The following is a 26,472-nucleotide window of genomic DNA, read 5'->3' on the forward strand; positions in this document are numbered from 1 at the left end:
CCGGCTGAAAGCCGTCAGGATTGCGTCCTGGAAGCTTGGTGGGCATCGGGCGAACTGGCGATCTCCAGCAGCGACGCCACCAGCAGCTCCCGTTCGTCCTTCGACAGCACATCGGAATCGAAAAGGTTCATGCTGCGCAGCCCCTCGATGGCGAGGTAACAGACCAGCAGCGATTTGAGGTCTGATGTTTCGCCCTTCAGCCGTTCGAAAAGCTGCCGCTTGAATGTCTTTATCGGCGTCATGAAATCGGGATCCTCGGCGATCGCCGAAAATATCCACGAGGCGGAGGGCCGCTTTTCCTCGCAATCATCGGCCGACAGCCTGATGTAGACGGCGAGCGGATTTTTGCCATCGTCGTTGCTGTTGGCGGTCTCCAGCGCCTGCTCGAAATCACGCAGATAGTCTTCGACCAGCCCCTGCATCAATTTGGCCTTGGTCGGGAAATTGTAGAGCAACCCACCCTTCGACACGCCGGCGCGGCTGGCGACGGCATCCAGCGACAGGCTGCCGGGCCCGGATTCCCGGGCAACATCAGCCGCCGCCGCGAGTATCTTCTCGCGCGAGTTCGGTCGTTGGGCTCTCATGGCGCCTCCCTTCGCGAGCTTAGGCCCAATTGACAAGACCGTCCAGACGGTACAGTAAAGCCGCCACCATTTGAAATCGGGACCCGCAGTCGATATGTGTCCCGATGTCCGCGCTTCGCGCCGGATTTCGACTGAGGGGACTTCCTTGTTCAAGCGCATACTCCGTTTCTTCGTCATCATTCTCGTTCTGGCCGTGCTGGTCGTTGTGGTCGGCGGCATCGTCGGCTTCAACTTCCTGCGCGACAACGGCATCAAGCAGTATTTCGCCACGATGAAGCCGCCGGCGGCGACCGTTTCGACTACCATCGCCAAGCCGTCGAGCTGGACGCCGGGCGTCGAGGCGATCGGTACGGTGCGAGCCGTGCGCGGCGTCGACCTGACGGTCGAGACCACTGGCATCGTCAAGGACATCCTTTTCCATGCCAACCAGAAAGTGGCGGCCAATGCGGTGCTGCTGCAGCTCGACGATGCCGTCGAGCGCGCCGATCTCGACGCACAGAAGGCGCAGGCCGCGCTCGATCAGACATCGCTGGCCCGCGCGATCGAACTGACCAGGCGTGGCGTCGGTTCCGACTCGACGCTGGACACGGCACGTGCGGCGGCCTCGGCTTCGGCGTCCCAGGTCACCAAGCTGCAGGCCGTGCTCGACCAGAAGCAGCTGACGGCGCCTTTCGGCGGCACGGTCGGCATTCCGAAGATCGATGTCGGGCAGTATATGGCGCCCGGCACCGCCGTGGTGACACTGCAGGATCTTGACACGATGCGGGTCGATTTCTCGGTCCCCGAACAGCAGCTGCCGCTGCTCAAGATCGGCCAGACGGTTCGGCTGGGCTTGAGCGGCGCGGACATGCCGTTTGCCGGCGAAATACGGGGCATCGACCCCAAGATCGACCCGTCCAGCCGGCTGGTGAACATCCGGGCGGAAGTCGCCAATCCCGACGGCAAGCTGACCCCTGGCCAGTTCGTACAGGTGCGTGTCGAACTGCCCGAGGAGCAGAACGTGCTGGCGCTGCCGCAGACGGCGCTGACCACCAGCCTTTATGGCGACTACATCTTCGTGGTGCAGCCGGCCAAGCCCGCCGGCACGGCCCCGGCGCAGCCCGGCAAGCCGGAAGAAAAGCCAGCCGCGGCGGCTACCGACAAGCCGGCGGATGCCAAGCCAGCTGATGCCATGAAGCCTGCCGCCGATGCAGCAAAGCCGGCGGACAAGGCCGCTTCCGACGCCACCAAACCAGCTGCCGACCCGGCCAAGCCGGCGGCGGAAGGCGACAAGCCCGCGCTGGTGCTGTCGCAGGTCTTCGTCAAGCCCGGCCGCCGCAATCAGGGCATGGTCGAGATCGTCGAAGGGCTGAAGGCCGGCGACGAGGTCGTCACGGCGGGTCAGAACCGCCTCTTCAACGGCATGTCCGTCAATGTCGACAACACCATCGACCCGACCAAATCGGCGAACAAGCAGGCCGACCAGCAATGAGCTTTTCCGATCTCTTCATTCGCCGGCCCGTCCTGTCGACGGTCCTTGCCTGCATGATCCTGCTCCTGGGTTTCCAGGGCATCTTCAACCTGTCGATCCGCCAGTATCCGAAGGTTGACGAAACCGCGATCACGATCACGACGGCCTATCCGGGCGCCAGCGCCGACCTGATCCAGGGCTTCATTTCCGCCCCGATCGCGCGCGCCGTCGCCTCGACCGAGAACATCGACTACGTCACTTCGTCCAGCCGTCCGTCCTCCAGCACCGTGACGGTGCAAATGAAGCTCGGCTCCAACCCCGACGTGGCGCTGACCGAAGTGCTGTCCAAGGTCCAGGGCGTGCGCGGCACCTTGCCGGATGCCTCCAAGGACCCTGTCATCGTCAAGGGCACCGGCCAGCAATTCGCGATGATGTACATCTCGATGCAAAATCCGAACATGACGAAGGAGCAGCTGACGGAGTATATCGAGCGCGTCATCCGGCCCCGCATGTCGACGGTCGAAGGCGTCGCCGACGTCCAGATCTTCGGCGCCCAGCAATACTCGATGCGCGTCTGGATCGACCCCGTCCGGCTTGCCGCACGCGGTGTGACGGCGGCGGAAGTGCTGACGGCGATCAACAATTCCAACTTCCTGTCGGCGCCCGGCAACACCCAGAACGAATATGTCGTCTCGTCGATCACAGTGCGCTCGACGCTGCAGACGCCGGAAGCCTTCGCCGAACTGCCCTTGCGCTCGACCGACGGCAATGTGGTGCGGCTGCGCGACGTCGCCCGCGTCGAACTCGGCGCGGAAAATACCGACACCAGGGTCTCCTTCAACGGCAAGCCCGGCACCTTCCTCGCCATCTTCCCGACTCCCGCGGCCAACCCGCTGACGACCGCGGCAGCGCTCACCAAGCTCGTGCCGCAGATCCAGGAAACGCTGCCGAAAGGCATGACCATCGAGGTCGTCTACGACGCGACCGGGCAGATCAGCGCCTCGATCGAGGAGGTGTTCAAGACCATCGGCGAGGCTGTTGCCATCGTCGTCGTGGTCATCCTTCTGTTCCTCGGCTCGTTCCGTTCGGTGATGATGCCGATCATCACCATTCCGTTGTCACTGATCGGCGTCTGCTTCCTGTTGTTTGCGGTGGGCTATTCGATCAACCTTCTGTCGCTGCTGGCCATGGTGCTGGCGATCGGTCTTGTGGTCGATGACGCCATCGTGGTGGTGGAGAACATCCACCGCCACATGGAAGAAGACCACATGACGCCGATGCAGGCCGCGTTCAGCGGCATGCGCGAGATCGCCTCGGCCATCGTCGCCATGACCATGACGCTGGCCGCCGTGTTCGCGCCGCTGGCCTTCACCGGCGGCCTGACCGGCGCGCTGTTCCGCGAATTCGCGGTGACGCTCGCCGGCTCGGTGGTGCTGTCGGGCGTCATCGCCGTCACCATCACCCCGATGATGTCGGCGCGCCTCCTGAAGGCCGGCACGCCGGGCCGTTTCCAGCGCGTTGTCGACGGCATTTTCGCGCGGGTCGAGCACGTCTATGAGCGTGCCGTCACCGGTTCGCTGAACTATCGTCCTTTGACGCTGATCATCGTGCTCGCGCTCGTCGGGGTGACCGGCTTCATGTTCACCAAGACCTCGAGCGAGCTGGCGCCGGAAGAGGATCAGGGCTTCCTGCTCTCGCTCGTGACCGCACCGACCTATGCGACATCGGATTACACCGAAACCTATGTGAACCAGATGCTCGGCTTGGTGAGGGATATTCCGGAAACGCGGGCGCAGTTCTCGGCGGTTGCCTTCGGCGGTACGACAAACAGCGCCTTCGTCGGCTTTGCCTTCAAGGACTGGGCTGAGCGCAAGCGCAATTCTAAGGAACTGCAGGCCGACATCACGGCTCGTATCGCCAAGGTGGCGGGCGTGCAGGCCTTCGTCTTCGCACCGCCGACGCTGCCGGGCTCCGGTGGCGGCCTGCCGATCGCCCTGGTCGTGCGCTCGACCGGCGATTCCGCGGAAGTGTACAAGGCCGCCGAGCAGATCAAGAACAAGGCACAGGCCTCCGGCCGTTTCATCGTCGTGCAGAACTCGATGTCCTACGATTCGCCGCAGGTGACGGTCACCATCGACCGCGACCGAGCCGCCGCGCTGAACTTGCCGATCGCCGATATCGGCCGGACGCTGACGCTGCTGGTCGGCGGTGCCGAAGTGGCGCAGTTCGACCGCGACTCCAACAGCTATGACATCATCCCCCAGGTGCCGCAGCAATTCCGCGACAACCCCGAAAAGCTCGGCGAGTATTTCGTGCGCAGCGTGACGGGCGAGATGGTGCCGCTGTCGGCCGTGGTGAAGATTTCGAACAATGCCTCGCCGGCGGCGATCGAACAGTTCAACCAGCTGAATTCGTCGACCATCTCGGCACTGCCCCTGCCTGGCGTCACCACGGGCGACGGGTTGAAGGTCCTCGAGGATATTGCCAGGGAGAGCCTGCCCGACACCTTCTTCATCGACTATTCCGGCCAGTCCAGGCAGGAGAAGGAACAGGGCAACACCATCCTGATCGCTTTCGCAGCGGCTGTCATCGTCATCTATCTGGTGCTGGCGGCGCAGTTTGAAAGCTTCCGCGACCCGCTGATCATCATGATGGCGGTGCCGCTGTCGATCTTCGGCGCGATCGTGCCGCTCAATCTCGGCCTCGGCACGCTCAACATATACACGCAGGTGGGTCTGATCACGCTGATCGGCCTGATCACCAAGCACGGCATCCTGCTGGTCGAATTCGCCAACCAGCAGCGCGAGGCGCATGGCCTGCGGCGGCGCGACGCCATCATCGCCTCGGCCAAGGTGCGCCTGCGGCCGATCCTGATGACGACGGCGGCTATGGCGCTAGGCGTCGTGCCGCTGATCACGTCGAGCGGCGCCGGTGCTGCTGCCCGCTACTCGATGGGCCTGGTCATCTTCACAGGCATCCTGGTCGGCACCATGTTCACGCTCTTCGTCGTGCCCATGTTCTACACCTTCATCGCCAGCAAGGACCTGCCGCATCTTGCGGAAAAGCCGGATCCGAGGCTGATGCCGGCATTGCCGGACTGATGGAAGCCGAAGAACAAAAAAGAGGCCGGAAAAATCCGGCCTCAGATTGATTACAAACCCCTCGGTTTTTGACAGCAGTCAAAATCGAGGGGTTTTGATTCCGGTTTGTTCGCGATCTGAATCTGAGACGTTCCGTGAATCTTGGGTGATTTCGAGACGTGCGGAGGTTTGTCAGCAGTCTGAGGCCGGAAAAATCCGGCCTCTTTTTTGGCTGCGCTCGATACCGCCGGAATGTGCCGGCAGGAATCCTGAACAGGCGCGGCGATCCGCCGGCCTGCCCACAGCCTGCTACTTGACGATGACGATGCTGGTGTTGGCCGGCCCGAACGTCTCGACCAGCTGATAGAAATCGGCCGCATTGTCCGGATGCAGCCGCACGCAGCCATGCGAAGCCGGCTGGCCAAGGCGCTTGATGGCATAGGTGGCGTGCACCGCGTAGCCGCCGCTGAAGAACACCGAGTGCGGCATCGGCGCGTTGTCGTACTTCTTCGAATACCACATCTCATGCATGCGCGTCGGCTTGAACGAACCGGTCGGCGTCACATGCGCCCTGTCACCGGTGGAAACCTTCCAGGCGAAGGTCGGCCGGCCACTGACCGAAACCTCCATGATCTGCTGCGAAAGCGAGACCCGCGCCACGATCTTGTTGGCGGCATGGGCTGCGTTGGCCCCGAACAGAAACGCCGCACCCGTGAGCGCGGCGGCGGTGATGTTGATGAGCTTGGCGGAAATGGTGGTGTGCATGATGTCCCCCTCTCTCTGCCGGTCAAGCCGGCTCCAATTCGATGAGCGGCTTATCGTTGCGGCATGTTTCGGAGCGATTTCGCGAAATGCTCGTTTGTGTTTCGAATCTGTTTCCTCTGATTAACAGGCCAAGCGCCAACAGCGCCGGCGATCGCACCCCGACGGCGGCGGCGATTTGGAGCACATAGGTATTCCTCGCAAAACGAAAGTTCGAATTGCCCCCATATGAAAGATCAATGGGCAAACTCGAAACCAACCTGCAACAAAGCGCGGCTTCGGGCGGCATGATCCGGATACGGGCCGAACGCAAGGTTGACGTAACGAAAGCAGACGGCAACGGTCATGGGAACGAAAACGAACACGCGGTCCTGGCTCTTCAGGATCAGCATCGCGGCAGCAGTCACAGGCGGTGTCGGCACGGTTGCCGGCGGCCCCGTGGCAAGGCTGGCGGCGATGAGTTCGAGCGAGATCTCTACCCTGCACGCCGCTCTGTTTTCGGCCTCGGTCTGGATTGTTTCCAGCCTGCGCATCACCCGGCTCAAGGCCCTCTGGCGGGTTGGCCTTCGGTTGCTGGCATTGCGCGGCCCCTCCGGCAACTTGCTGCCGAGAGGACCGAAGGCCCGCGCCGCTGCGGGGGGCTCCGTGAGCGGCGCGGGCACTTCGGGAGTTTCCTGAAGCGACCCGCGACATACTCATTTTTGAAGAATTGGCATTTCTGGGGAGTTGGAACGATGAAGACGACATTCGCCGCCTCTGTGCTTTCCGCACTGCTCTATGCGCAGGGCCTGCTTGGCTTTGCCGCGCTAGCCACCGTGCTCCTCAAGGAGCGTGCCCACGCAAACGGACTCGTCGCGAGCAGCGACATGCCGTCGGGTCCGTCGCTGCTGGTGGTGCGCTGAACCGCGGGAGCATCGGCAGGAGGAAAATCCGATGCCCAGCCAGCAAGATAGCCCGGACACGCCGCCGTCAGTCGGTGAATTGCTGCGGCGGATCGAACCGGTAGCCCGCACCACGTATGGTGGTGATGGTCTCTGTGTCGAGCTTGCGGCGCAGCCGCACGATGCGCGAATCGATCGAACGATCGAAGGCGTCGGCGTTCTCGGCCGGTGCCGCGGCGATGATGTCGTCGCGCGTCAGCACCTTGCGGGGGCTCGCCAGGAACAGCCTGAGCAGCGCCACCTGGCCGGGCGAAAGCTGTTCCTCCGTACCGGACCGGTGCATGACGATGGCGGATCTCAAATCGACGGTCGCATTCTCCAGCACGATCAGTTCCTGCGTGCCCCTGCCACGACGCGACAGCAGGCCGCCGACCCTGGCGGCAAGCTCCCTGACATTGAGCGGGCTTTCGACGACGTCGGCCGCACCCAGTTCGAGCGCCAGCACCTTGTCGACGAGATCGGCCGGCCGGCAGATCAGGATGAAATCGGGCCCATCCCGGCCGCCCTCGCCTTGGCCGCCATAACGCCTGAGCAGATCCCGCCCTTCCGCCTGGCTGAGACTGTCACCGACGACAACGACATCGATGCCTCCGCCCGCCAGCAGCGATTCCGCCTCCCAGGGCTGTCGCGCCTTGCGCACATCATTGCCACGCCGCTCGAGATGGTCGGCAAGTTCGGTCGCGACCACGTCGGCGACGGAAACAAGCGCAATGACGGCTCGTGCAGCCATGTTTTCCAACCGTTCCCTTGCAACCGGATATGAGTGCTGGACATGATGTTTATACCCAATCTACTTTCCACTGAAAGTGGGAGCGAGCGCATCGTGCGGGCAAGAATAGTGATCGTCGAGGACGAGCCCGACCTGAGGGACGCGGTTGCGGAGTATCTCGGCGCCGCCGGCTATGATGTGGCGACCGCTGAAACCGCCGCCGCCGCGCGCGGCCTGATCGAGACCCAAGCCTTTCATCTGGCCATTCTCGACATCGCCATGCCCGGCGAGGACGGGCTGTCGCTCGGCCGCTGGCTGCGCTCGAGAATGCCGATCGGCATCATCTACGCGACCGCCGCCGGCACGGCGCTCGACCGCATCGTCGGGCTGGAGCTCGGCGCCGACGACTATATCGTCAAGCCATACGAACTGCGCGAAGTGCTGGCGAGGGTGCGCAGCGTGCTGCGCCGCGTTCCGCAGCCGACGGAGCTGCTCGACAGGAAGACCAGGACGGACCGCCGTTCCGTCGCCTTCGGCCCGTTCCAGGCCGATCTTGACGGCAGGCTGGTCACCGGCGCCAACGGTACCGTGATCGACATGGCCAAGAGCGAATTCGATGTGCTGGAGGTTTTCCTGACCCGCGCCAACCGGCTGCTGACCCGCGCCGCGATCTCGGAGGCGATCGGCTTCACCGAGGATCCGGAATCATCGCGCGCCGTCGACATCCGCATCATGCGCCTGCGCAAGAAGATCGAGGCGGATCCGGCCAACCCGAAATTCCTGCGCACGGTGCGCGGCGAAGGCTATATCTTCTCGCTGCCGACCGGCGACAGCAACTGAGCGCCAGGCCCACAGGGTCTCGGGTTCAAAGCCGTTGCTCGCCGATCGAATGGGGCCGACCGGATTGGCATATTTTGGAATAACGGCTGAAAATGACGGGCGAAGTAACAAGCAGGGATATGCAGGGTTTCAGGCAGGGTGCTGCGATGGCGGCCGTGCGCGTCGTTCGCCGGCTGCGCGAGGCAGGCGACTGGCAGCGCGAGATGGACGGCATACTGGAAACCCTTTGCCGGGCCATCGAATGCCAGCGCGGCATCCTGTTCCGCTTGCGCGAACTGCCGGGCCAGGGTTTTGCCCAGTCGGTTGCCGCCTACTGGATCGCCCCCGACTTTGGCGGCGGACTGGCCTCGCCGACCGTGATCATGCAGTCGATCGTCAATTCGGACCCACTGCTGGAGCGCGTCGCCGAGGACGAACGGCAGGGCAAGATCTTTGCCGGGCATACGCGCAATCTCGAAGGGTTCCTGAGAACCGATTTCGAAAAGCAGAACATCAAGTCGTTCCTGTCGGTGTCGGTCTTCGCCCATGGCCATCTGTGGGGCACACTTGCCGTCAACGATTGCGTCGACGAGCGCGAATGGACCGACGAGGAGGAGGCGACGCTGCACATCATCGCGCTCGCCATCGGCGACGCAATCGAGCACTCGCCCTCCGACGCCCATGCCAGCGAAGTGATCCGCCGCACCATGCTGCAGGCTTCGCTCGACGCCATCATCGTCATCGACGAGGCCGGATCGATCATCGAATTCAATCCTGCCGCCGAAAAGATGTTCGGCTTCCAGCGCAGCGACATCCTCGGCAAGGACCTGCTCGACACCGTCGTGCCGGAATACTACCGCAAGGGCTATTCCTCGGGCGCCGACTACATGTCGGGCCGCGGCGCGCCGATGGTCGGCCAGCGGCTCGAGACCGTGACGCAGAATGCCGCCGGCGAGGTGTTTCCGATCGAGCTGACGGCGACCGAGATGCGGGTCGCCGACCGCCGCCTGATCTTCGGCTCGATCCGCGACCTGCGCGACAGGCTGCGTGCCGAGGAAGAGATCAACCGGCAGCGCGAGAAGCTGCACCAGAACGAGAAGATGGCGGCGATGGGCTCGCTGCTTGCCGGCGTTTCGCATGAGCTCAACAATCCGCTGGCGGTGGTGGTCGCGCAATCGACGCTGTTGCACGAATTCGCCTCCGACCCGCAGACCAAGGTCCGCGCCGAGAAGGTGCGCGCCGCGGCCGAGCGCTGCGGCCGCATCGTCAAGAGCTTCCTGTCGATGGTCCGGCTTCATCCCGCGGCCCAGGCCGAGACCGATCTCAACCAGGTGATCCGCGCTGCCCTCGAGGTGACCGCCTATGGCGCACGCTCGAGCGGCATCATCATCGACACCGATTTCGCACCGGGGCCGCTGCTGGCCATGGCGGATGCCGACCACGTGACGCAGGTGGCGGCCAATTTCCTCATCAACAGCCAGCACGCGCTGGCCGGCATTGCCGGCGACCGGCTGATCAAGGTACGGACCTTCCGCGGCGATCGCGGCAATCCCGGCTTCTCGGTCGAGGACAACGGGCCCGGCATTCCCGAAGCGATCCGCAACCGCATCTTCGAATCCTACTTCACCACCAAGCCGGTCGGTGTGGGCACCGGCATCGGCCTGTCGATCTCGAAATCGATCATCGAGCGGCACAATGGCAATGTCTGGTTTGAGGAAGTGCAGCCCCGAGGCGCGCGTTTCGTTGTCCAGTTGCCGGCCATTTCGGCGGGCATCGCTGCTGCCGGCGAGAGCCAGCCACGCTCGAGCGGCCTGCGTCATGCCTTGATCATCGACGACGAGCCTGATGTCGCGGGCTCCTTGTCCGACATTCTCGAATTGATGGGCATCAAGTCGCGCATCGCGCCGGTTTGGGAACCGGGCGCCGCCACCTTGAGCGGTCATATGCCGCCCGACATCGTCTTTTCGGACCTGCGCATGCCCGGCACATCAGGCATGGCCATCTACCGCGAGCTGCTTGCGGAGCGGCCCGAACTGGCACGGCGTTTCGTGCTAGTCACCGGCGATCTGATCGGCGCCAAGGCGGAAATCGAAGCCTTGCCGGCGCAGCAGCGGCCGCAGATCCTGGAAAAGCCGTTCAGCACGCTGGACGTGCGCAGCGTGCTTTCAATCATTGCCGAGCAGGCTGTGTTGAAAGGCGTTTCACCGTTTCACGGAAACGGCGAGTCGCTCTAACGCTTTGTTTTGACGCAATTCCCAAGGGGAAGCGCTACGCGCTTTTCCCGGGAAAACTGCTCACACTTTTGCTGGAATTGCTCCAAAAAGAAGCTCCCGGCCGACTGTGCGGCGGGAGCTGAATGGAGCGCTGGAGGAGCGCTCGGGGAGGTCAGAGCAGGACCCCGAAAGGGAACGTTCCGGGATCACGCTTCGACGGAAATCAGAAAATGTTTGGCGTGTTGGTCAGCGGCGCGGCATTGGCGATCATGCGGATCGCGCGGGCCTTGTGCGTCCCGGACTGCTCGGCGATGGCGCGCAGGCAATCGACGCTCTCGGCGCCCCATGCCTGCCCTTTGCAGGCGAAGTCGAGCGCCGGCATTGGCAGCCGCGCGGTCTTGATTGTCGTTGACTCCCCGTCGACCACATTGGCCGGCGGATTTAGCGAGGCGAAGGCCGGCCCGACTGTCGGCATGAGCGCCATGCCGATGACGGCGCAAGCAGCCAGCCCCATGAACATGGCCATGGGGTGGTCGCTGGCGCGTTGGCGTAGCGCCAGTTTCGGGCGGCGGTCAGCGCGCTCTGGAGCCTGGAGGCGGTGTTCGCGGGTGATGATCTCGACTTTCGCATGCATTGCCTTCCCCTTCGCTGCGTTTCTTTTTGGTGATGAAACGAACTTAATCGCACTTTGTAACAGCACAAAATTGGTGTGGCTCTGGCAATGTAACGGAATTGAAACAGCAATATCGGGCAAAACCGGGCAGAATCGGTCATTCCGGCTCACACTTCGCCGAGGCGGGCTATTCCCAGGTCGGCCTCCAGCTAGGCAGCCCCAACCCAAGCGCCTGCCGGACAGCAGATCGACCGAGGCGCGGCGAGCGCTTTTTTGCAACCGGCAAGGCGTCTTATTCGTCTGCTTCCGCGCTTTGGGAAACGACGTGGGAACGGCATTTCGGAACCTGAGCTAACATCCGGATTCTCCGCGATTTTCTCGGGCAGCCGCCGCGTCGAATTCTGCCGAGGACGACGCCTGGACTCCGCAGTGAAAATCATTATTATTTTCACAACCCATTGCATTTCAATGCAAAATATGATTTTATTGAATGATTATTCAACAAAAAGAAGAGTCGTTTTATGAACCCGCACCTCCGTGACGTGGCGATCCCCAACGATTGGGACCGGCGGGGGCTACCGGGCTGGAGTTACCATTCCGATGCCCTTCTCGAGCTCGAGAAGGAGCATGTCTTCCGCAATCATTGGCAGATCGTCGGCCATGTCAGCGACATCCCGAACGCCGGCGACTATCTGACCATGGATGTGGTCGGCGAACGCGCCTTGATCGTGCGCGGCAAGGACAGCGTCGTGCGCGGCTTCAACAATATGTGCCGCCACCGCGGCAGCCGTGTCGTCGCCGACAGTCAGGGCAATTGCAAGAACGCGCTGGTGTGCCCGTTCCATGGCTGGGTCTACAATCTCGACGGCACGCTGCGCGGCGCCGCGCGCCCGCGCTCCTTTCCCGATCTCGACAAGACCGAGTTCGGCCTGATGCAGCTCGACCTCGAAGTCTGGATGGGTTTTATCTTCATCCGCTTCCGCAATGGCGGACCGCAGCCTTCGGTCGCCGAGCTGATGAAGCCGATCGAGCCCGAATTCGCGCATTACAACGCCGCCGACATGGTGCCGTCCTGGGGCATCTGGACCCAGAAGACGCCGGTCAACTGGAAGTCGGTGCGCGATGTCGACAATGAGGGCTATCACGTCGCCATGGCGCATCCTGCCCTGCAGGATCTTTATGGCGCGACCTATTTCGATGAGCCCTTCATCAATGGCGTATCGCGCTCCTTCGCCACCTACAATCCGCATGCCGGCCGCCGCTGGAGCGTCAAGAACTACGTCAAGATCGCGCCTGAGCCGGCGCATCTGCCGGACTATCTGAAAAAAGCCTGGGTCTATTACGGCATCTTTCCCAATACGGTCATTTCGGTGATGCCGGAATCCGTGCAGTTCTATCAGGAGTTTCCGCTGTCGACGGGTCAGACCCTGCTGCGCGGCGCCATCTACCGCTACCGCGACGAAAGCCGCGAGCAGGCCGCCGCCCGCTACCTCTCCTTCCGCATCGACCGCGACACCATGTCGGAAGATGTCCAGCTGTCGGTGTGGTCGAACGAATCCATGCTGTCCGAAGCCTTCGAGGGCTTTTATCTGTCCGACCTCGAATATGGCGTGCGCACCCACCACGATCATCTGCGCAAGATGCTGCCGGTGCTGGGCCTGGAATCGGCGCCCGAGGAGAAGGACATGTGGAATTTGAACGACGCGCTGAGGTCGCGGTCGTAGCTTCCTTCTCTCCGTCCTACCTGAGAGGGCGTCCGAAGGATGAGGGGCGGCGCCGGCGCCTCGCGATTGGCTTGCCTTCAAGCCCAGAAGGTTATCTTCGACTGAAATCTTGTAAGCCGGCGCTGTGCAGGCCGGCGAGGTCATCACCTGAGACGGATGAAGTCCCCATGCATAGCCAATCGCCAATGTCAGCGCCGCCCCTCATCCGCCCGTTGGGCACCTTCTCCCCGTGAAACGGTGACAAGGAAGGAACTTCACCCCCGCCACACGCCTTCCTTCCTCAGATCATCCATGGTCCGCGAAATGCCCTCGCGCAAAATGCCGACCATGTCGTTGATCTGCTCGCGCGTGATGATCAGCGGCGGCGACATCACGCACATGTTGATCAGCGGCCGCACCAGCAGGCCGAGTTCATGGCAGTGGGCGTCGATGCGTTTGCCGACATCCTTGTCGAGCTGCAGCGGGTTCTTGCTTTCACGATCGGCGACGCATTCGACGCAGCCCATCAGCCCGGCGCCGCGCACCTCGCCGACCAGCGGCAGCTCTTCCAGCGTCTTCAGCTGCGCCTGGAAATAGGGCGCGACCGCGCGCGTGTGGGCAAGCACGCTCTCTTCCAGCAGGTCGAGGTTTTTCAACGCCACGGCGCAGCCGACGGGGTGGCTGGTATAGGTCAGCCCATGGCCGAACATCGCATCGGGATGGTTCGAACGGCGCAACTCCTGCAGCAGCCGTTCCGAGATGATGACGCCGCCGAGCGGGAAATAGCCCGAGGTGACGCCCTTGGCGAAGGTGATCATGTCGGGATCGATGCCGAACACGTCGCCCGAGGCGAAGACATGGCCGAGCCGGCCGAAGCCCGTCACCACCTCGTCGGAGACATAGAGGATGTCGTTGTCGCGGCAGATCTCGCGGATGCGCTTGAGATAGCCGTCGGGCGGGATCACGACGCCCCCCGATGCCTGCACCGGCTCGCCGACGAAAGCACCGATTTTGTCGGCGCCGACACGGGCGACCGTGTCGCGGAACTGGTCGACGAGGAAGTCGGTGAAGGCGGCAAGGCCCATGCCTTGCGGGCGGCGGAACGGATCGGGCGAGGACAGCTTGATCACCAGCTCTTCGGCGCCGTCCATCCAGTCGCGATCGCGCGGGCGGCCGTTGAGCGAGGCCGACAGGTAGGTCGAGCCGTGATAGGCCCCGCCGCGCGACAGGATCAGCTTCTTTTCCGGCCAGCCGCGCACATTGTTGTAGAACTGCATGAAGCGCAGCGCCGTCTCCACGGCGGAAGAGCCGCCGGTGGTGTAGAAGACGTGGCTGAGATCGCCCGGCGCGTGGCCGGCGATGCGCATGGCAAGTTCGGCCGACGGCGCGTTCATCGTGTACCAGGGCGTGTTGTAGGACAACGCCATCGCCTGCTCGTACATCACCCTGGCGAGCTCCTCGCGGCGGTGGCCGACATTGACGCACCACATGCCGGCCGGCCCGTCGATCAGCCGCTTGCCGGTGCTGTCGGTGATGTAGATGCCGTCGCCCTCACCAATCAGCGCGCGGGCTTCCGCACCGACGGAACCGGCATGCGGCCAGGGCTGGATGAGATGGCGCTTGCCCAGTTCAATGGCATCGTCACCGCCGGACGCCGCCATTTCGGTCGCCTTCAGATCCCTCACCGCAGCCATTGTCGTCTCCACATCTCTGTCGATTTCTTCTTGAGCTTAAAATTCGGCGGCAAAGGCCGGAAATGGCGGCTTTCCTCACCTAATTTTGAATGTTCGTTCAATCAATATCTCAGAAATAGCGCTTGATTTCAATCCACGGATGCGCGCATGATGAAAGAAAGCCGGCAAGCTAGGAACGCGACCAGCAAAAGTGGTCACCGGTTTTGTTTTCGATCGCGTTCCAAGGATAAGTGGGAACAAACGGCCGGCATCATCACAATGGGATGCCGCATGGCGGAACAGTCCAGGCCAGCAACCGAGATCACGCCCGGAGCCCTGCCCCCCGGAGTCCGGCAATGACGGCGACCGTGGAAGGGTCGCCCCCGTTGCGCATGACGCGCGCCAGACGAAATGCCCTTCTGCAATCCGAACCCGTCCAGGGCTTTGCCCTGATCAGCCCGACCTTTCTCTACGCCCTCATCCTGCTGGTCCTGCCGATCCTGGTGGTCATCGCCCACTCCTTCTGGACGCAGCACTACCTGACCATCGACCGCACCTTCACGCTGGAAAACTACCGCGTGGCGCTGACCGAGCCGATCTACCGCGATCTGTTGTGGCGCTCGCTCTACATCTCGCTGACGGTCAGCCTGTTCACCGTCATCCTCGCCTACCCGATCGCCTACTTCATTTCCTTCCATGGCGGCCGTCACAAGAGCCTGTGGCTGTTCCTCATCACCATCCCGTTCTGGACCAGCTATCTCCTGCGCGTCATGTCGTGGAAGGTCATCCTCGGCTATAATGGCGTGCTCAATTCCGGCCTGATGGGCCTCGGCATCATCGACGAGCCGTCGACGGCGCTGCTCTACAATTCGAGCGCCGTCATCATCACCCTGACCCATGCCTGGGCGGCTTTCGCCATCCTGCCGATCTTCGTCTCGCTGGAAAAGGTCGACCGCACGCTGGTCGAGGCAGCCACCGATCTCGGCGATGGTGCCTTGCGTTCATTCCTGCGCGTGACCTTGCCGCTGTCGGCGCCGGGCGTCATCTCGGCGGCGCTGATCGTCATGATCCCGACCGTCGGCGACTATGTCACGCCGAAGCTTGTCGGCGGCAAGGACGGCGTCATGATCGCCAACGCCATCCAGGCGCAGTTCGGCAAGGCGGCCAACTGGCCGCTGGGGGCCGCCCTTTCCGTCACCACCATGCTGATCGTCACCCTGATGGCCGGCGCCACGGTGCTGATCATCCGCGCACTGCAGAGGCTGGCACGATGAGGGCGCGGCGTCTCCTGTCGGGCGGCTGGCTGTCCGTCTATGCATTCCTCTATATCGTCTTCCTCTACCTGCCCGTCATCTTCCTGCCGATCTTCTCGATCAACACGGCGCCGACGCCGAAATTCCCGCTCACGGGCTTCACCCTGCAATGGTATGCGGACCTGCCGCACACGCCGGCCCTGCTGGATGCCGCCTGGAACAGCCTGAAAGTCGGTGTCTGCGCGTCGGTTCTCGCCACCGTGCTCGGCATCCTCGCCGCCCGCTCGATCACCCGCTACCGCTATCCAGGCCGCCGCGCCATCAACGGCCTGATCATGGCGCCGCTGGTGCTGCCCGAGGTGATCGTCGCCATCTCGATGCTGCTGGTCATGCTGCAGCTGGGCTTGAGCCTCTCGTTGTTCACCGTCGTGCTCGGCCATGTCCTGATCTGCATTCCCTATTCGATGACGGTGCTGACCTCCGGCTTCGAGGGTTTCGACCGCAGCCTGGAGGAAGCCTCCGCCGATCTCGGCGAGAGTGCCTTCGGCACCTTCCGCCGCGTGACGCTGCCGATGGTGGCGCCGGCCATTATCTCCAGCCTGCTCGTCTGCTTCACCATCTCGCTCGACGAGTTCATCATCGCCTTCTTCCTGACCGGCACCGAAGCGACGCTGCCGATCTACATCTGGGGCCAGTTGCGTTTCGCGTCGAAACTTCCGGGCGTGCTGGCGCTGGGCACGCTGCTTCTGGTTGCCTCCTTCCTGTTGATGACAATCGCCGAAATCCTGCGCCGCCGCGCGGCCAGGCGCACCCAGAACGAGGGAGGCCTCTATGCCTGAACAGCCGCAGATCGAGCACCCGCAATCTGATCGGGCCCAATCTGATCGGGCCCAGTCTGATCGGGCCCAGTCTGACCGTGCAATGATCGAGATCCGCAACGTCACCCGCAGCTATGGATCGTTCAAGGCGCTGGACGACGCGTCCCTGACAATAAGGGAGGGCGAATTCTTTTCGCTGCTCGGCCCGTCCGGCTGCGGCAAGACCACGCTTTTGCGCATGATCGCCGGCTTCGACAACCCGACCAGCGGATCGATCGCGGTCGGCGGCCACCCGATGGAAGGCATTCCGGCCAACCGCCGGCCGACCAATATGGTGTTCCAGAGCTATGCGATCTTCCCGCACCTCAATGTCGAGCAGAACGTCGCCTATGGGCTGAAGCGGCTGAAGCTGCAGGGCGGCGAGGAGAAACGCCGCGTCGAGGAGGCTCTGGCGCGGGTCTCGCTGACCGGACTTGGCAAGCGGCTGGCTACTGAACTGTCCGGCGGCCAGCGCCAGCGCGTGGCGCTCGCCCGCGCGCTGGTCATGCGGCCGAAGGTGCTGCTGCTCGACGAGCCGCTGTCGGCGCTCGACAAGAAATTGCGCGAACAGATGCAGGTCGAGCTGCGCCGCCTGCAGCAGGCCGTCGGCATCACCTTCGTGCTGGTCACCCACGATCAGTATGAGGCGCTCGCAATGTCCGACCGCATCGCGGTGATGTTCGGCGGCAGGATCGCGCAGGTCGCCTCGCCCAAGGAAATCTACCAGCGCCCGGTCAACCGCCAGGTCGCCGACTTCCTCGGCGGCATGAACTTCGTCAAGGCCGAGATCGTCGAGGAGAATGGCGCTTCGCTGATCGTCGACACGCTGGGATTCGGCCGTGTGAAAACCGACAAGCCGAAGGCCTTCATGCGCAATGGCGGCGCGGCCACGCTGGGGATCCGCCCCGAACGTCTGCGCGTGCTGTGGGACAATGCGACGGCTAAATTCGAGGTTGCCGGCAAGGTGGTCGAACGCCACTATTTCGGCGAGATTACTCATCTTATCGTCGAGATACCGGGGCTGGAAAAGCCGCTGTCGGTGACCGAGACCAACGATTTCGGCGCCGACGACATTCCGGTCGGCACACCGATCCGCCTTGCCTACGATCCCGAGGCGCTGGTGGCGATGGGCGATTGAAGCATGAGCCCCAAAAGTGGAAACCGGTTTTGGGAAAAGATCATGCTCAGCTAACAAGCTCGGCAATTATGTTTCTCGCCGCGATGCGCCCGGCGACGATCGCGCCTTCGACATAGCCGGGGAATGACGGCGACAGTTCCGAAGCGGCGAAATGCACCGGCGGCGCGCCCGCGAGAATCGTCCGCTCGGCATCCTTGGCCGTCACGTCGACGATGAGGTCGCTGTAAGCGCCGCCGCTCCAGCGGTCATGGATCCAGTCGCGCTGGTTGAAATCTTCACTGTCGACCGCGCCCGGACCAAGAGCAGCCACCAGCCTTGCCGTCACTTCCGCGCGCAACGCCGCATCGCTGAGCGCGCGCCATCGAAACGCCAGCGGCCCGCCGACGAAGACGACGAGCGCGGCATGCTCCGCGTCCCTGCTGGCGTCACAGGCAAACAGCCCCGGCAGGTCGCGCCACATCACCATGCCGCTCAAACCCTGCCCGCGCCAGAATGGCTTGGGATAGCGCACCAGGATCTTGATCACCGCGCCGCTCTCCCAGACGCCAAGCGCCTTCGCGAGTGTCGCCGGCAAGGCCGGCGCGAAAGCGAGCTTCGCGGCCGTCGCCGGCGGCAGGGCGACCAGCACCCCGCGCGCTTGGATCACGCCATTGCCCGTGACGACACGAACGCCTTGCGACCCGTGCTCGACACGCGTGACCGGTTCGCCAAGCCGCACTTGGTCGCCGAGATCGCCAGCCAGGTCCTCGGCCAGCGATTGCATGGTCTCGCGCAGGAAATACTGCAGCTCCGGCACCTCGTTGGTGATGCGCCGGTCATTGTCGATCAGGTGCCAGAGCGGCACCTGATCCATCGGCAGGCACCACAGGCCTTCGATCATAGAGCGGAAAGCCGTCTTGGCATCGATGGGATCAGGCTGCTGTTCAAGCCAGGCCGCGACGCTCATGCCGGCGATCGACTGGTCGTCCGGCTCGATGCCGTTCATGCGCTCGCGGATCGCCATCGCCCCGTGATAGGTCTGCTTGGCGTCCTTGGGCGGCATCGACGGATGTGTGGTGAAGTCGCCCTCGACATAGGTTTCGACGAATGTCTTGCCGCGCGCCTTCGCCAGCGCCATCACTTCGGGCATGTCCTCGCACAGGAATTGGCCGCCGCTGTCGATGCGCTCGCCAAGTCCATTCCGAACGGCTTCCACCCGTCCGCCGACACGATCGCGCGCCTCGAGCAGCACGAAATCGATACCGGCCTGCTTCAGCTCAAGTGCGGCTGACAGGCCGGTGAAGCCGGCACCGACGATGACGACATCGGTTCTTTCCAGTTCGTCCGTCAATAGCCGGCCTTGATCTTCTCGAATTCGTCGACCATGCGCTTCTTCAGTTCGGGCGCGACCGGCTGCTGGAACAGCGTCTTGTCGAGGAACTTGTCGATGTCATCGAAACCGCGCTCGGCCAGCACCTTGTGGTCGATCATGGCCATGCCGGCGCTGTTGCCATGGCCGTAGCCGAACGTCGTGACCATGTATTTCGAAATATCGGGCGCATTGACCGCGTTCAGGAAATCATAGGCCTGGTCAAGCTTGCCCGGCGCGTCCTTCATCAGCACGTAGCCGCACACCCAGGTGGACATGCCTTCCTTGGTATCCCGGTTCATGGCGACGGGAACGCCTTGCCCGCTCATCGCGATCAGTGTCTGGCCCCAACCCCAGGCAAGGTCGACCTCATTGCCGGAAAAAGCCTGATCGATGTCGCTCGAGTCGGTCCAGTAGAGACGCACGTTCTTGTGCACCTGGCGCAGGAAATCAGACGCCTCCTTGAACTGCGCGTCGGTCATCTTGGTCCAGTCCTTCAGGCCAATGACCAGGCTCGCCAGCGCGTAGGCATCGTCGACATTGTCGCCGATTGTGACGCGGCCCTTGAATTTCGGATCGGCCAGGATCCGCAGCGACTGCGCCTCGCCAGCCGTTACATTGTCGGTGCGGTAGAGCAAGGCCGTGTTGCCCCAGTCGAACGGCATGAACCAGGCCTTGCCGTCGGGCGTGGTGACGAGGTTCTTCATCGCCATGATGCCGGGATTGAGGTCTTTCCAGCCCGTGATCTTTGACGTGTCGAGCGGCTGCAGCAGGCCCGCGTCACGCCATTTCGCCACGCTTTGTGAACAGGGATGCGCGATATCGGTCTTGAAGCCCGCCCGCATCTTCTCGAAGGCTTCGTCCTCGTCGCCGAAGAAGGCGAAGGTCGGCTCGGCGCCGTGTTTGGCGGTATAGGCGGGATGCAACAGTGGGTCCTCGTAACCGGACCAGTCGAACACCACGAGATCGCCGCCGCCTTCCGCCCAGGCATAGGCCGCGCCGGCGCCGATCGTGCAGGCGGCGGCAAGCGCCAGGCGGCGTAGCATCGGCGTCATGGCAAACTCCCCCATCGCGAAAAAGCTTCTGCGAGGTTAGGAGAAATCATCCGCTTTGGCGAGGCCCGTCCGCCGCCGTGCCGGCCATGGACGGGCAGCCGGGAGGAGAGCTTACATTCCTTGTTTGAGCACGATCTCTGGACAAAAGGGGCTCCCGTTTGTCCGAGAGAACCGGCCTCCACTTTTCGGGATCATGCTCAGTACCCGGCCTTGATCTTCTCGAATTCGGCGATCATCTTCAGCTTGAGGTCGGACGGCAGCGGCGACTGGAACAGCGTCTTGTCGACGAATTTCTGCACGTCGTCATAGCCCTTTTCCCTCAGGGTCGCCTGGTCGACGCCGGCCATGCCCTTGGCGTTGGCCTGGCCATAGCCCCAGTCCTTGACCAGCACCTTGGCGGTCTCCGGATCGTTGATGGCGTTCAGATAATCATAGGCCTTGTCGATGTTGCCGGGCGCGTCCTTGAACAGCACATAACCGCAGACCCAGGTCGAGATGCCTTCATTCGTATCCTTTACCGACTTGATCGGCACGCCTGCCTTGACGGACTGCACCGTGGCATCGTTCCAGGCCCAGGCCAGGTCGACCTCGCCGCCGCTCAACAGCTGCACGATGTCGGTGGTGTCGGTCCAGTAGGAGCGGACGTTCTTGTGCACCTGACGCAGGAAGTCGGAAGCCTGTTTGAACTGGTCGTCCGTCATCTTGGTCCAGTCCCTCAGGCCGATGGCGAGGCTCGCCAGCGCATAGGCGTCGTCGACATTGTCGCCGATCGACACCCGGCCCTTGAACTTCGGATCGGCAAACGCCTTCAGCGACTGCACGTCCTTGGCGTCGATCTTGGAGGAGTTGTAGGTGAGCTGCGTGTTGCCCCAATCCCAAGGCATGAACCACGCCTTGCCATCATCGGTGGTGGCGAGATTTTTCATCGCCATGATGCCGGGATTGAGGTCCTTCCAGCCCGTGATCTTCGACGTGTCGAGCGGCTGCAGGAGGCCTGCTTCGCGCCACTTCGTCACGCTCTGCGAGCAGGGGTGGCCGAGATCGGCCTTGAAGCCCGAGCGCACCTTCTCGAACGCCTCGTCCTCGTCGCCGAAGAAGGCGAAGGTCGGCGAATCGCCGTTCTTCTCGACATATTTAGGATGGAAGCTGGCATCCTCGTAGCCGGACCAGTCGAACACGATCAGGTCCTTGTCGGCGGCAACGGCGAACGCTGCCGCCGAAGCCGCAAGCGCGCCACCCAGCGCCAATGTCAATGTCAGGCGTCGGCTAAGCTTCTTCATGCTGTTCCATCCTCTTTTGGTCTTGCCGGTCTTGGCGGCCGGCTGTTGCTAACCGTAGTGCTTCGGGAAGGCAGCGGCCAAAAAAGCGTTGGCGGCCTGCAAGGCTGTTTCGCGCGTAGTGTCCTCGGTGCCCATCATCAGCCGCAGCCACAGCCCCTCCAGCATGGCCGAAAGCGCCAGCGCCATCACCTGCGGCTCATAGGCATACGGGCCGCTGTGCTTGAGCGTCGTGCAGAGATCGACGAAGACCTGCTGGTAATAAGCGTCGCGCGAGCTGCTCAGCGCCTGATAGGTCGGCCGCGACTTGGCCTCGCCCCAGAAGGCCAGCCAGGCGGCGAGCTTGCGCTTGTTGCAGATCGAGCGGTCGAAGTCGGCCCACACCAGCTGCTGCAGCTGCCGCGCCGGATCGTCGCCTGCCTTCTGCAGGGCGGCGCGCCAATGCGCCGAATACTCGTCATACATGTGCTGCAGCGTCGCGATCAGCAGCTTTTCCTTGCTCTCGAAATGGAAGTTTACGATTCCGCGCGACAGGCCCGCGCCATCGGCGACATCGGCCATCGTCGTCTCGGCATAGCCGCGCTTGGCCAGCGAATCGATCGTCGCCTCGATCAGCTGCAGCTGACGGACCTCCTTCGAAGCCTTGCGTCCCCGCTTCTCGGTCTCGGCTTTCCCCGCCGGTTCAACGAGGGCATCCTTGGCGTCTGCCGTTTTCATGGGTGTGATCGTCTCCAGCATCGCCGGCTATCCAATCGCATCCGGCTTCCACCCGCGAAGATGAGTGGGACGGTGCTCGCCACTGTCAAGGACCTTCTGCATGGCCTCCCAGGTTCTGATGTTCTTGTCGACATAGGCAGCGCCGACCACGGCGCCGACCGGCGCATAGAGCGGTCCTTTCAGCCTTTCCAGCTCGCCACGCGCCACCTCGCGGTACCACGGGTTGCGGTCCCTGACGGTGACGTCGGCAAAGCCGGCGCGCCGCATCGCTTGCGCATAGCGCGCCGGCGAGGCCATGGCGAAGGACAGCCCTTCCGCCGCGATATAGGCCTTCATCTGCGGTGACGGTTCGCCGTCATGCCCAATCATCCAGTTGGAGGCGGCAAAGACGCCGCCCGGTTTCAGCACGCGGAAGATCTCGGCGAACAGGCCGTCCTTGTCAGGCACATGCAGCAGCGCGTCCTTGGAAAAAACGGCATTGAAGGAGCGATCGGCGAAAGGCAGCGGTCCGGGCGGCGCCTGGACGAAGCTGACGCGGTCCGCGAGCCCGTGCCCGGCGGCTCGCCGCCTGGCCGCCTCGATCACCGGCTGCTCGACATCGAAGCCGGTGGCGTGGGCGACGCCATGGCGCTCGACCAGATGCAGCGTGATGCCGCCGGAGCCGCAGCCAATATCGAGGATCGTCTTGCCCTCGAGCGAGAGCCCTTCGACAACCCTGTCGACCTCTTCAGGTCCGCCCGGCGACAGGTAGCCATCGCCCCACAGCGCCTCGAGGAAGCGGATGGCGGCATCGTCATACTCGGCATCTGCCGTTTCGATCATCAGCCCTCGATCCCCAATCGATGAATGCTCGTTTCGAACGCCGGCAAAGCCTAGCGCATGCCGGGGAAAACGCAATATAATTTGTTGAACATTCATTCAGAATTACTGGACAGAATGCCCGATACCGTGCCAAATTCCGCGTATTCGGGAACAGATCACGCAAAAATGAACAGCGGGTCGCACAGGGCAATTCCAGGAAAAGTGCGAGCGGTTTTCCCGGGAAAGGCGCGTAGCGCTTTCCTTTGGGAACTGCCTGGAAACAAAGAGGCCGGGCCACAATGAAAGCTTGGGACGCGATCGTCATCGGCGGCGGACACAATGGCCTGGTCAATGCCTGCTACCTGCAGCGCGCCGGGCTCGACGTGCTGGTGGTGGAGAAGAACGACTGGGTCGGGGGTGCGGCCACCAGCCGCGAGCTGACGCCGGGCTTCCTCTATTCCAATTGCTCCTATGTCTGCTCGCTGTTTCGCCCCGAGATCATGCGCGACCTCGAACTGCCGCGCTTCGGCCTGCAGATCATTTCCTATGAGGGCGGCGCGGTGTTCACGAGGGATGGTGACTATCTCGCCAACTACCGCGACCATGATGCGCACCGCCGCGAATTCGCCCGCTTCTCCCGGCGCGACGCCGAGGCCTATGACCGCTACGCCCGCGACGTGACCCGGCAATGCCGCTTCATCCAGCCGCTGCTGATGCGCACCGCGCCCGACCCGACCAGTCTCAAGCCGCGCGACCTTGGCGAACTGCTCTATCTCGGCAAGAAATTCGCCGGCCTGTCGGCGGAAGAGATGGCGCTGACGCTGCGCTTCTGGACGATGTCGATCGCGGACTTCCTCGACGAGTATTTCGAGACCGATGTCATCAAGGCGAACTTCGCTTTGTCGGGGATCATCGGTACCGCGCTCGGACCGATGTCGCCCGGCACGGCCTACGTGCTCTTGCATCACTATATGGGCGAGGTCGACGGCTCGGTCGGCGCCTGGGGCTATGCGCGCGGCGGCATGGGCGCGGTCACCAAGGCATTGGCCGCATCGTTCAAGGCCTCGGGCGGCACCATCCGCACCGGCGCCGAGGTCGACCATGTGCTGGTGAGCCGAGGCAAGGCCAAGGGCGTGGTGCTGGCCGGCGGCGAGGAGATCTACGGCAAGCTCGTCGTCTCCAATGCCGACGTGAAGCGCACCTTCCTGAAGCTGGTCGAAGAAAAGGAACTGCCCGATATCTTTCTGCGCCGGGTGAAGAACTTCAAGATCCGCGGCTCCTCCGGCAAGGTCAACATCGCGCTGGATTCGCTGCCGGAATTCCCGGCGCTGCCGAAGGATTCACCGGTCTATCGCGGCGACATGCATTTCACCGATTCGATGGAGCGCATGGAGCGCGCCTATGACGACTGGAAGGCCGGGCGCTGGTCGGCCGATCCCTTCCTCGACATGGTCATCCCGACGACGCTCGACCCGACCATGGCGCCGCCCGGCAAGCACTTCATGAGCTGCTTCGTGCAATACGCGCCGCCCAAGGTGAACGGCCGCGACTGGACCGATGCCGACCGTGACGGTTTCGCCGAAAGCGTGATTGCGCAGATCGCTGAGTACTCGCCCGGCTTCCGCGACCGCATCGTCCATATGGAGGTGCGCACGCCGCGCGAAATCGAGGCCGAGGTCGGCTTGACAGAAGGCAATATCTTCCAGGGTGAACTGACCTTCGACCAGCTTCTGTTCAACCGTCCGGTGCCGGGCTACGCGCAATACCGCTCGCCGGTCGGCGGGCTCTATATGTGCGGCTCCTCGACCCACCCGGGCGGCGGTGTCATGGGCGCGCCCGGCCGCAATGCGGCAGCCGAAATCCTGCGCGATCTCGCCAAATCCACCTCGCATATGAGCCCGGCCCATGACGTCATTTGATGCAATCGTCATCGGCGGCGGCCACAACGGCCTCGTCGCCGCCGCCACGCTGGCCAAGGCCGGTCGAAAGGTGGTGGTGCTGGAGGCAGGCAGCGAAGTCGGCGGCGCCGCGCGCACCGAGGAATTCGCCCCGGGCTTTCGCGTCTCGTCGATCGCTCACCTGCTGAACCGCCTGCGCCCCGATGTGGTGAAGACGCTGGAACTGGAGACGCATGGGCTGCAAGTCGCCCGCGCCGGCTTCCTGCCGTCGGTGGCGCTGTCGAAGGACGGTCCGGCGCTGATGCTGCATGGCGCCTATGGCGAGGTGCTGACGGGCGCCAGTTCCTCCGAACAGTCCGCCTGGAAGGACTTGCGCGCGCAACTGCTGCGCTATGCCGGCATCCTGAAGACCTTCCTCTCCCGCCGGCCGCCCGATCTCGCCGGCATGTCGTTGATGGAGACCGCAGGGCTTGGCCAGACCGCGTTGGCGCTGAAAAAACTCGGCAAGGAAGACATGCGCGACTTCTTGCGCGTGCTCTTGATGAACGTCGCCGACCTGCTCGACGAGCAACTTGAAGATGCCAGGCTGAAGGGCCTGCTCGCCTTCGACGCCACCCTCGGCAGCCATCTTGGCCCGCGCTCGCCAACCTCGTTGCTCGGCCTCTACTATCGCCTGGCCGGAGAGAGCGGCGGTGCGGCCGGAGCGCAATTGCTGCCACAGGGCGGCATGGGCGCGGTGGTCGCCGCCATTCGCGCCGCAGCGGAGAAGGCCGGCGTCACCATCCGCACTTCGGTTGCCGTGGCAAAAATCACCGTCGAGAAGGGCCATGCCGTCGGCGTCGCGCTCGACACTGGCGAGGAGCTTCGCGCCCGAACAATCGTCTCGGCCATCAATCCGACGACCACCTTCCTCGACCTCGTCGGACCGCGCGAGATCGACACCGGCTTCGTGCGCAAGGTGAAAAATATCCGCATGAGGGGCGATGCCGCCAAGCTCCATCTGGCGCTCGACCGGCCGCCGCGGTTTGCCGGTGTCGACGCCGCCGGCCATAAGGGCCGACTGGTCATCGCGCCCTCTCCCGACCACGTCGAGCGCGCTTTCAATCCATCCAAATATGGCGAGTTCTCGCCCGAGCCGGTGATGGAAATCACGCTGCCCAGCCTCGCCGATCCGTCACTCGCGCCCGGCGGCGCCTGCGTGCTGTCGGCCGTGGTGCAATACGCGCCCTATGCGCTGAAGGAAGGCTGGGTTGCCGGCAAGCCGAAATTCCTCGAGGCGATCATGGCGCAGCTGGAGGCTTACGCGCCCGGCATCGGCAAGAGCGTCGTTCACGCCGAGCTTTTGACACCGGCCGATATCGAGATGCGCTACCGCATGCCCGGCGGTCACTGGCACCATGGCGAGTTGCACGCCGATCAGATGCTGATCTCGCGTCCCATCTCCGGCTGGTCGGGCTACAACACGCCGCTCGGCGGGCTGTTCCTGGCCGGCGCGGGTTCGCATCCCGGTGGCGGTGTTTCGGGTGCGCCAGGATTGAATGCCGCGCGGCGCATCATTGCGATGAAGGGGGTGACCTGATG

At 63.3% G+C, this 26,472-nt stretch carries 22 protein-coding genes; 11 read left to right on the forward strand and 11 right to left on the reverse strand.

All coding sequences use genetic code 11. From position 1 onward, the window contains the following. Positions 1 to 14 precede the first annotated feature (14 nt). Positions 15 to 584, reverse strand: coding sequence for a TetR/AcrR family transcriptional regulator (locus FJ546_RS23385; protein WP_140891496.1), 570 nt, complete (start codon positions 582 to 584; stop codon positions 15 to 17). A 145-nt stretch (positions 585 to 729) separates the two neighbouring features. Between FJ546_RS23385 and FJ546_RS23390 the strand changes: the two genes are divergently transcribed. Further along, entirely contained in the window at positions 730 to 2,055 is a 1,326-nt protein-coding gene (locus FJ546_RS23390) for an efflux RND transporter periplasmic adaptor subunit (RefSeq protein ID WP_140891497.1), read from the forward strand. Further along, entirely contained in the window at positions 2,052 to 5,135 is a 3,084-nt protein-coding gene (locus tag FJ546_RS23395) for an efflux RND transporter permease subunit (RefSeq protein WP_140891498.1), read from the forward strand. The genes FJ546_RS23390 and FJ546_RS23395 overlap by 4 nt, the downstream gene beginning before the upstream one ends. 288 nt (positions 5,136 to 5,423) lie before the next feature. Here FJ546_RS23395 and FJ546_RS23405 read toward each other — a convergent pair whose 3' ends face one another. After that, a complete protein-coding gene (locus FJ546_RS23405) occupies positions 5,424 to 5,879 on the reverse strand; it encodes a L,D-transpeptidase (protein ID WP_140891500.1) in 456 nt (151 codons plus the stop codon). 233 nt (positions 5,880 to 6,112) lie between these two features. After that, positions 6,113 to 6,409 carry a hypothetical protein gene (locus tag FJ546_RS31315; RefSeq protein WP_181168058.1) on the reverse strand — a complete coding sequence of 99 codons (297 nt, stop codon included), beginning with the start codon at positions 6,407 to 6,409 and terminating at the stop codon, positions 6,113 to 6,115. Between the two features lie 201 nt (positions 6,410 to 6,610). Between FJ546_RS31315 and FJ546_RS23415 the strand changes: the two genes are divergently transcribed. Continuing rightward, positions 6,611 to 6,778 carry a hypothetical protein gene (locus FJ546_RS23415; RefSeq protein WP_140891502.1) on the forward strand — a complete coding sequence of 56 codons (168 nt, stop codon included), beginning with the start codon at positions 6,611 to 6,613 and terminating at the stop codon, positions 6,776 to 6,778. A gap of 67 nt (positions 6,779 to 6,845) precedes the next feature. Here FJ546_RS23415 and FJ546_RS23420 read toward each other — a convergent pair whose 3' ends face one another. After that, on the reverse strand, positions 6,846 to 7,547 hold the full coding sequence (locus tag FJ546_RS23420) for a response regulator transcription factor (protein WP_140891503.1): 702 nt from the start codon (positions 7,545 to 7,547) through the stop codon (positions 6,846 to 6,848). Positions 7,548 to 7,592: 45 nt separating this feature from the next. Here FJ546_RS23420 and FJ546_RS23425 point away from each other — a divergent pair, with 45 nt between their 5' ends. Both FJ546_RS23425 and FJ546_RS23430 read left to right on the forward strand, forming a co-directional pair. Further along, complete coding sequence (locus FJ546_RS23425) at positions 7,593 to 8,366, forward strand: response regulator transcription factor (protein WP_181168061.1); 774 nt, start codon at positions 7,593 to 7,595, stop codon at positions 8,364 to 8,366. Between the two features lie 92 nt (positions 8,367 to 8,458). Continuing rightward, positions 8,459 to 10,579 carry a PAS domain S-box protein gene (locus FJ546_RS23430; protein ID WP_181168059.1) on the forward strand — a complete coding sequence of 707 codons (2,121 nt, stop codon included), beginning with the start codon at positions 8,459 to 8,461 and terminating at the stop codon, positions 10,577 to 10,579. 202 nt (positions 10,580 to 10,781) lie between these two features. Here FJ546_RS23430 and FJ546_RS23435 read toward each other — a convergent pair whose 3' ends face one another. Further along, entirely contained in the window at positions 10,782 to 11,192 is a 411-nt protein-coding gene (locus FJ546_RS23435) for a hypothetical protein (protein WP_140891593.1), read from the reverse strand. A gap of 500 nt (positions 11,193 to 11,692) precedes the next feature. On the opposite strand from FJ546_RS23435, the gene FJ546_RS23440 reads away from it, so the two are divergent. After that, a complete protein-coding gene (locus FJ546_RS23440; RefSeq protein WP_140891505.1) occupies positions 11,693 to 12,895 on the forward strand; it encodes an aromatic ring-hydroxylating dioxygenase subunit alpha in 1,203 nt (400 codons plus the stop codon). 254 nt (positions 12,896 to 13,149) lie between these two features. Here the strand turns inward: FJ546_RS23440 and FJ546_RS23445 are convergent, their stop codons facing one another. Further along, positions 13,150 to 14,568: an aminotransferase gene (locus FJ546_RS23445; protein WP_140891506.1), complete on the reverse strand. Its 1,419-nt coding sequence runs from the start codon at positions 14,566 to 14,568 to the stop codon at positions 13,150 to 13,152. A 335-nt stretch (positions 14,569 to 14,903) separates the two neighbouring features. Here FJ546_RS23445 and FJ546_RS23450 point away from each other — a divergent pair, with 335 nt between their 5' ends. From FJ546_RS23450 to FJ546_RS23460, 3 genes are all read left to right on the forward strand, one after another. Next, positions 14,904 to 15,821 (forward strand): ABC transporter permease, encoded by a 918-nt coding sequence (locus FJ546_RS23450; protein ID WP_140891507.1) that lies wholly within the window; start codon positions 14,904 to 14,906, stop codon positions 15,819 to 15,821. Beyond that, complete coding sequence (locus tag FJ546_RS23455; protein ID WP_140891508.1) at positions 15,818 to 16,639, forward strand: ABC transporter permease; 822 nt, start codon at positions 15,818 to 15,820, stop codon at positions 16,637 to 16,639. The genes FJ546_RS23450 and FJ546_RS23455 overlap by 4 nt, the downstream gene beginning before the upstream one ends. Positions 16,640 to 16,721: 82 nt before the next feature. Beyond that, entirely contained in the window at positions 16,722 to 17,795 is a 1,074-nt protein-coding gene (locus FJ546_RS23460) for an ABC transporter ATP-binding protein (protein ID WP_140891509.1), read from the forward strand. Positions 17,796 to 17,841: 46 nt separating this feature from the next. On the opposite strand, the gene FJ546_RS23465 is transcribed toward FJ546_RS23460, so the two are convergent. The 5 genes from FJ546_RS23465 to FJ546_RS23485 all read right to left on the reverse strand — a co-directional run bounded on the left by FJ546_RS23465 (position 17,842) and on the right by FJ546_RS23485 (position 23,014). Then, positions 17,842 to 19,125, reverse strand: coding sequence for a flavin monoamine oxidase family protein (locus FJ546_RS23465; RefSeq protein ID WP_246686932.1), 1,284 nt, complete (start codon positions 19,123 to 19,125; stop codon positions 17,842 to 17,844). Next, positions 19,122 to 20,198 (reverse strand): extracellular solute-binding protein, encoded by a 1,077-nt coding sequence (locus tag FJ546_RS23470; RefSeq protein ID WP_140891511.1) that lies wholly within the window; start codon positions 20,196 to 20,198, stop codon positions 19,122 to 19,124. The genes FJ546_RS23465 and FJ546_RS23470 overlap by 4 nt, the downstream gene beginning before the upstream one ends. 197 nt (positions 20,199 to 20,395) lie before the next feature. Beyond that, positions 20,396 to 21,478, reverse strand: coding sequence for an ABC transporter substrate-binding protein (locus FJ546_RS23475; protein WP_140891512.1), 1,083 nt, complete (start codon positions 21,476 to 21,478; stop codon positions 20,396 to 20,398). 48 nt (positions 21,479 to 21,526) lie between these two features. Continuing rightward, entirely contained in the window at positions 21,527 to 22,192 is a 666-nt protein-coding gene (gene betI, locus FJ546_RS23480) for a transcriptional regulator BetI (RefSeq protein WP_246686933.1), read from the reverse strand. A 27-nt stretch (positions 22,193 to 22,219) separates the two neighbouring features. Then, entirely contained in the window at positions 22,220 to 23,014 is a 795-nt protein-coding gene (locus tag FJ546_RS23485) for a class I SAM-dependent methyltransferase (protein ID WP_140891514.1), read from the reverse strand. Positions 23,015 to 23,292: 278 nt separating this feature from the next. Between FJ546_RS23485 and FJ546_RS23490 the strand changes: the two genes are divergently transcribed. Together FJ546_RS23490 and FJ546_RS23495 are read left to right on the forward strand one after the other, a co-directional pair. Further along, positions 23,293 to 24,912 (forward strand): NAD(P)/FAD-dependent oxidoreductase, encoded by a 1,620-nt coding sequence (locus FJ546_RS23490; protein WP_140891515.1) that lies wholly within the window; start codon positions 23,293 to 23,295, stop codon positions 24,910 to 24,912. Beyond that, entirely contained in the window at positions 24,899 to 26,470 is a 1,572-nt protein-coding gene (locus tag FJ546_RS23495) for an NAD(P)/FAD-dependent oxidoreductase (RefSeq protein ID WP_140891516.1), read from the forward strand. The genes FJ546_RS23490 and FJ546_RS23495 overlap by 14 nt, the downstream gene beginning before the upstream one ends. Positions 26,471 to 26,472 lie beyond the last annotated feature (2 nt).

The sequence above is a fragment of the Mesorhizobium sp. B2-4-19 genome (assembly GCF_006441315.1).
GTDB lineage: Bacteria > Pseudomonadota > Alphaproteobacteria > Rhizobiales > Rhizobiaceae > Mesorhizobium.

Coding starts and splice junctions, on each gene's coding strand:
- FJ546_RS23385 (WP_140891496.1), bottom strand. CDS start 584: ATGAGAGCCCAACGACCGAACTCGCGCGAGAAGATACTCGCGGCGGCG.
- FJ546_RS23395 (WP_140891498.1), top strand. CDS start 2,052: ATGAGCTTTTCCGATCTCTTCATTCGCCGGCCCGTCCTGTCGACGGTC.
- FJ546_RS23405 (WP_140891500.1), bottom strand. CDS start 5,879: ATGCACACCACCATTTCCGCCAAGCTCATCAACATCACCGCCGCCGCG.
- FJ546_RS31315 (WP_181168058.1), bottom strand. CDS start 6,409: ATGCGCAGGCTGGAAACAATCCAGACCGAGGCCGAAAACAGAGCGGCG.
- FJ546_RS23415 (WP_140891502.1), top strand. CDS start 6,611: ATGAAGACGACATTCGCCGCCTCTGTGCTTTCCGCACTGCTCTATGCG.
- FJ546_RS23420 (WP_140891503.1), bottom strand. CDS start 7,547: ATGGCTGCACGAGCCGTCATTGCGCTTGTTTCCGTCGCCGACGTGGTC.
- FJ546_RS23425 (WP_181168061.1), top strand. CDS start 7,593: ATGTTTATACCCAATCTACTTTCCACTGAAAGTGGGAGCGAGCGCATC.
- FJ546_RS23430 (WP_181168059.1), top strand. CDS start 8,459: ATGACGGGCGAAGTAACAAGCAGGGATATGCAGGGTTTCAGGCAGGGT.
- FJ546_RS23435 (WP_140891593.1), bottom strand. CDS start 11,192: ATGCATGCGAAAGTCGAGATCATCACCCGCGAACACCGCCTCCAGGCT.
- FJ546_RS23440 (WP_140891505.1), top strand. CDS start 11,693: ATGAACCCGCACCTCCGTGACGTGGCGATCCCCAACGATTGGGACCGG.
- FJ546_RS23445 (WP_140891506.1), bottom strand. CDS start 14,568: ATGGCTGCGGTGAGGGATCTGAAGGCGACCGAAATGGCGGCGTCCGGC.
- FJ546_RS23450 (WP_140891507.1), top strand. CDS start 14,904: ATGACGGCGACCGTGGAAGGGTCGCCCCCGTTGCGCATGACGCGCGCC.
- FJ546_RS23455 (WP_140891508.1), top strand. CDS start 15,818: ATGAGGGCGCGGCGTCTCCTGTCGGGCGGCTGGCTGTCCGTCTATGCA.
- FJ546_RS23460 (WP_140891509.1), top strand. CDS start 16,722: ATGATCGAGATCCGCAACGTCACCCGCAGCTATGGATCGTTCAAGGCG.
- FJ546_RS23470 (WP_140891511.1), bottom strand. CDS start 20,198: ATGACGCCGATGCTACGCCGCCTGGCGCTTGCCGCCGCCTGCACGATC.
- FJ546_RS23475 (WP_140891512.1), bottom strand. CDS start 21,478: ATGAAGAAGCTTAGCCGACGCCTGACATTGACATTGGCGCTGGGTGGC.
- betI (WP_246686933.1), bottom strand. CDS start 22,192: ATGAAAACGGCAGACGCCAAGGATGCCCTCGTTGAACCGGCGGGGAAA.
- FJ546_RS23485 (WP_140891514.1), bottom strand. CDS start 23,014: ATGATCGAAACGGCAGATGCCGAGTATGACGATGCCGCCATCCGCTTC.
- FJ546_RS23490 (WP_140891515.1), top strand. CDS start 23,293: ATGAAAGCTTGGGACGCGATCGTCATCGGCGGCGGACACAATGGCCTG.
- FJ546_RS23495 (WP_140891516.1), top strand. CDS start 24,899: ATGACGTCATTTGATGCAATCGTCATCGGCGGCGGCCACAACGGCCTC.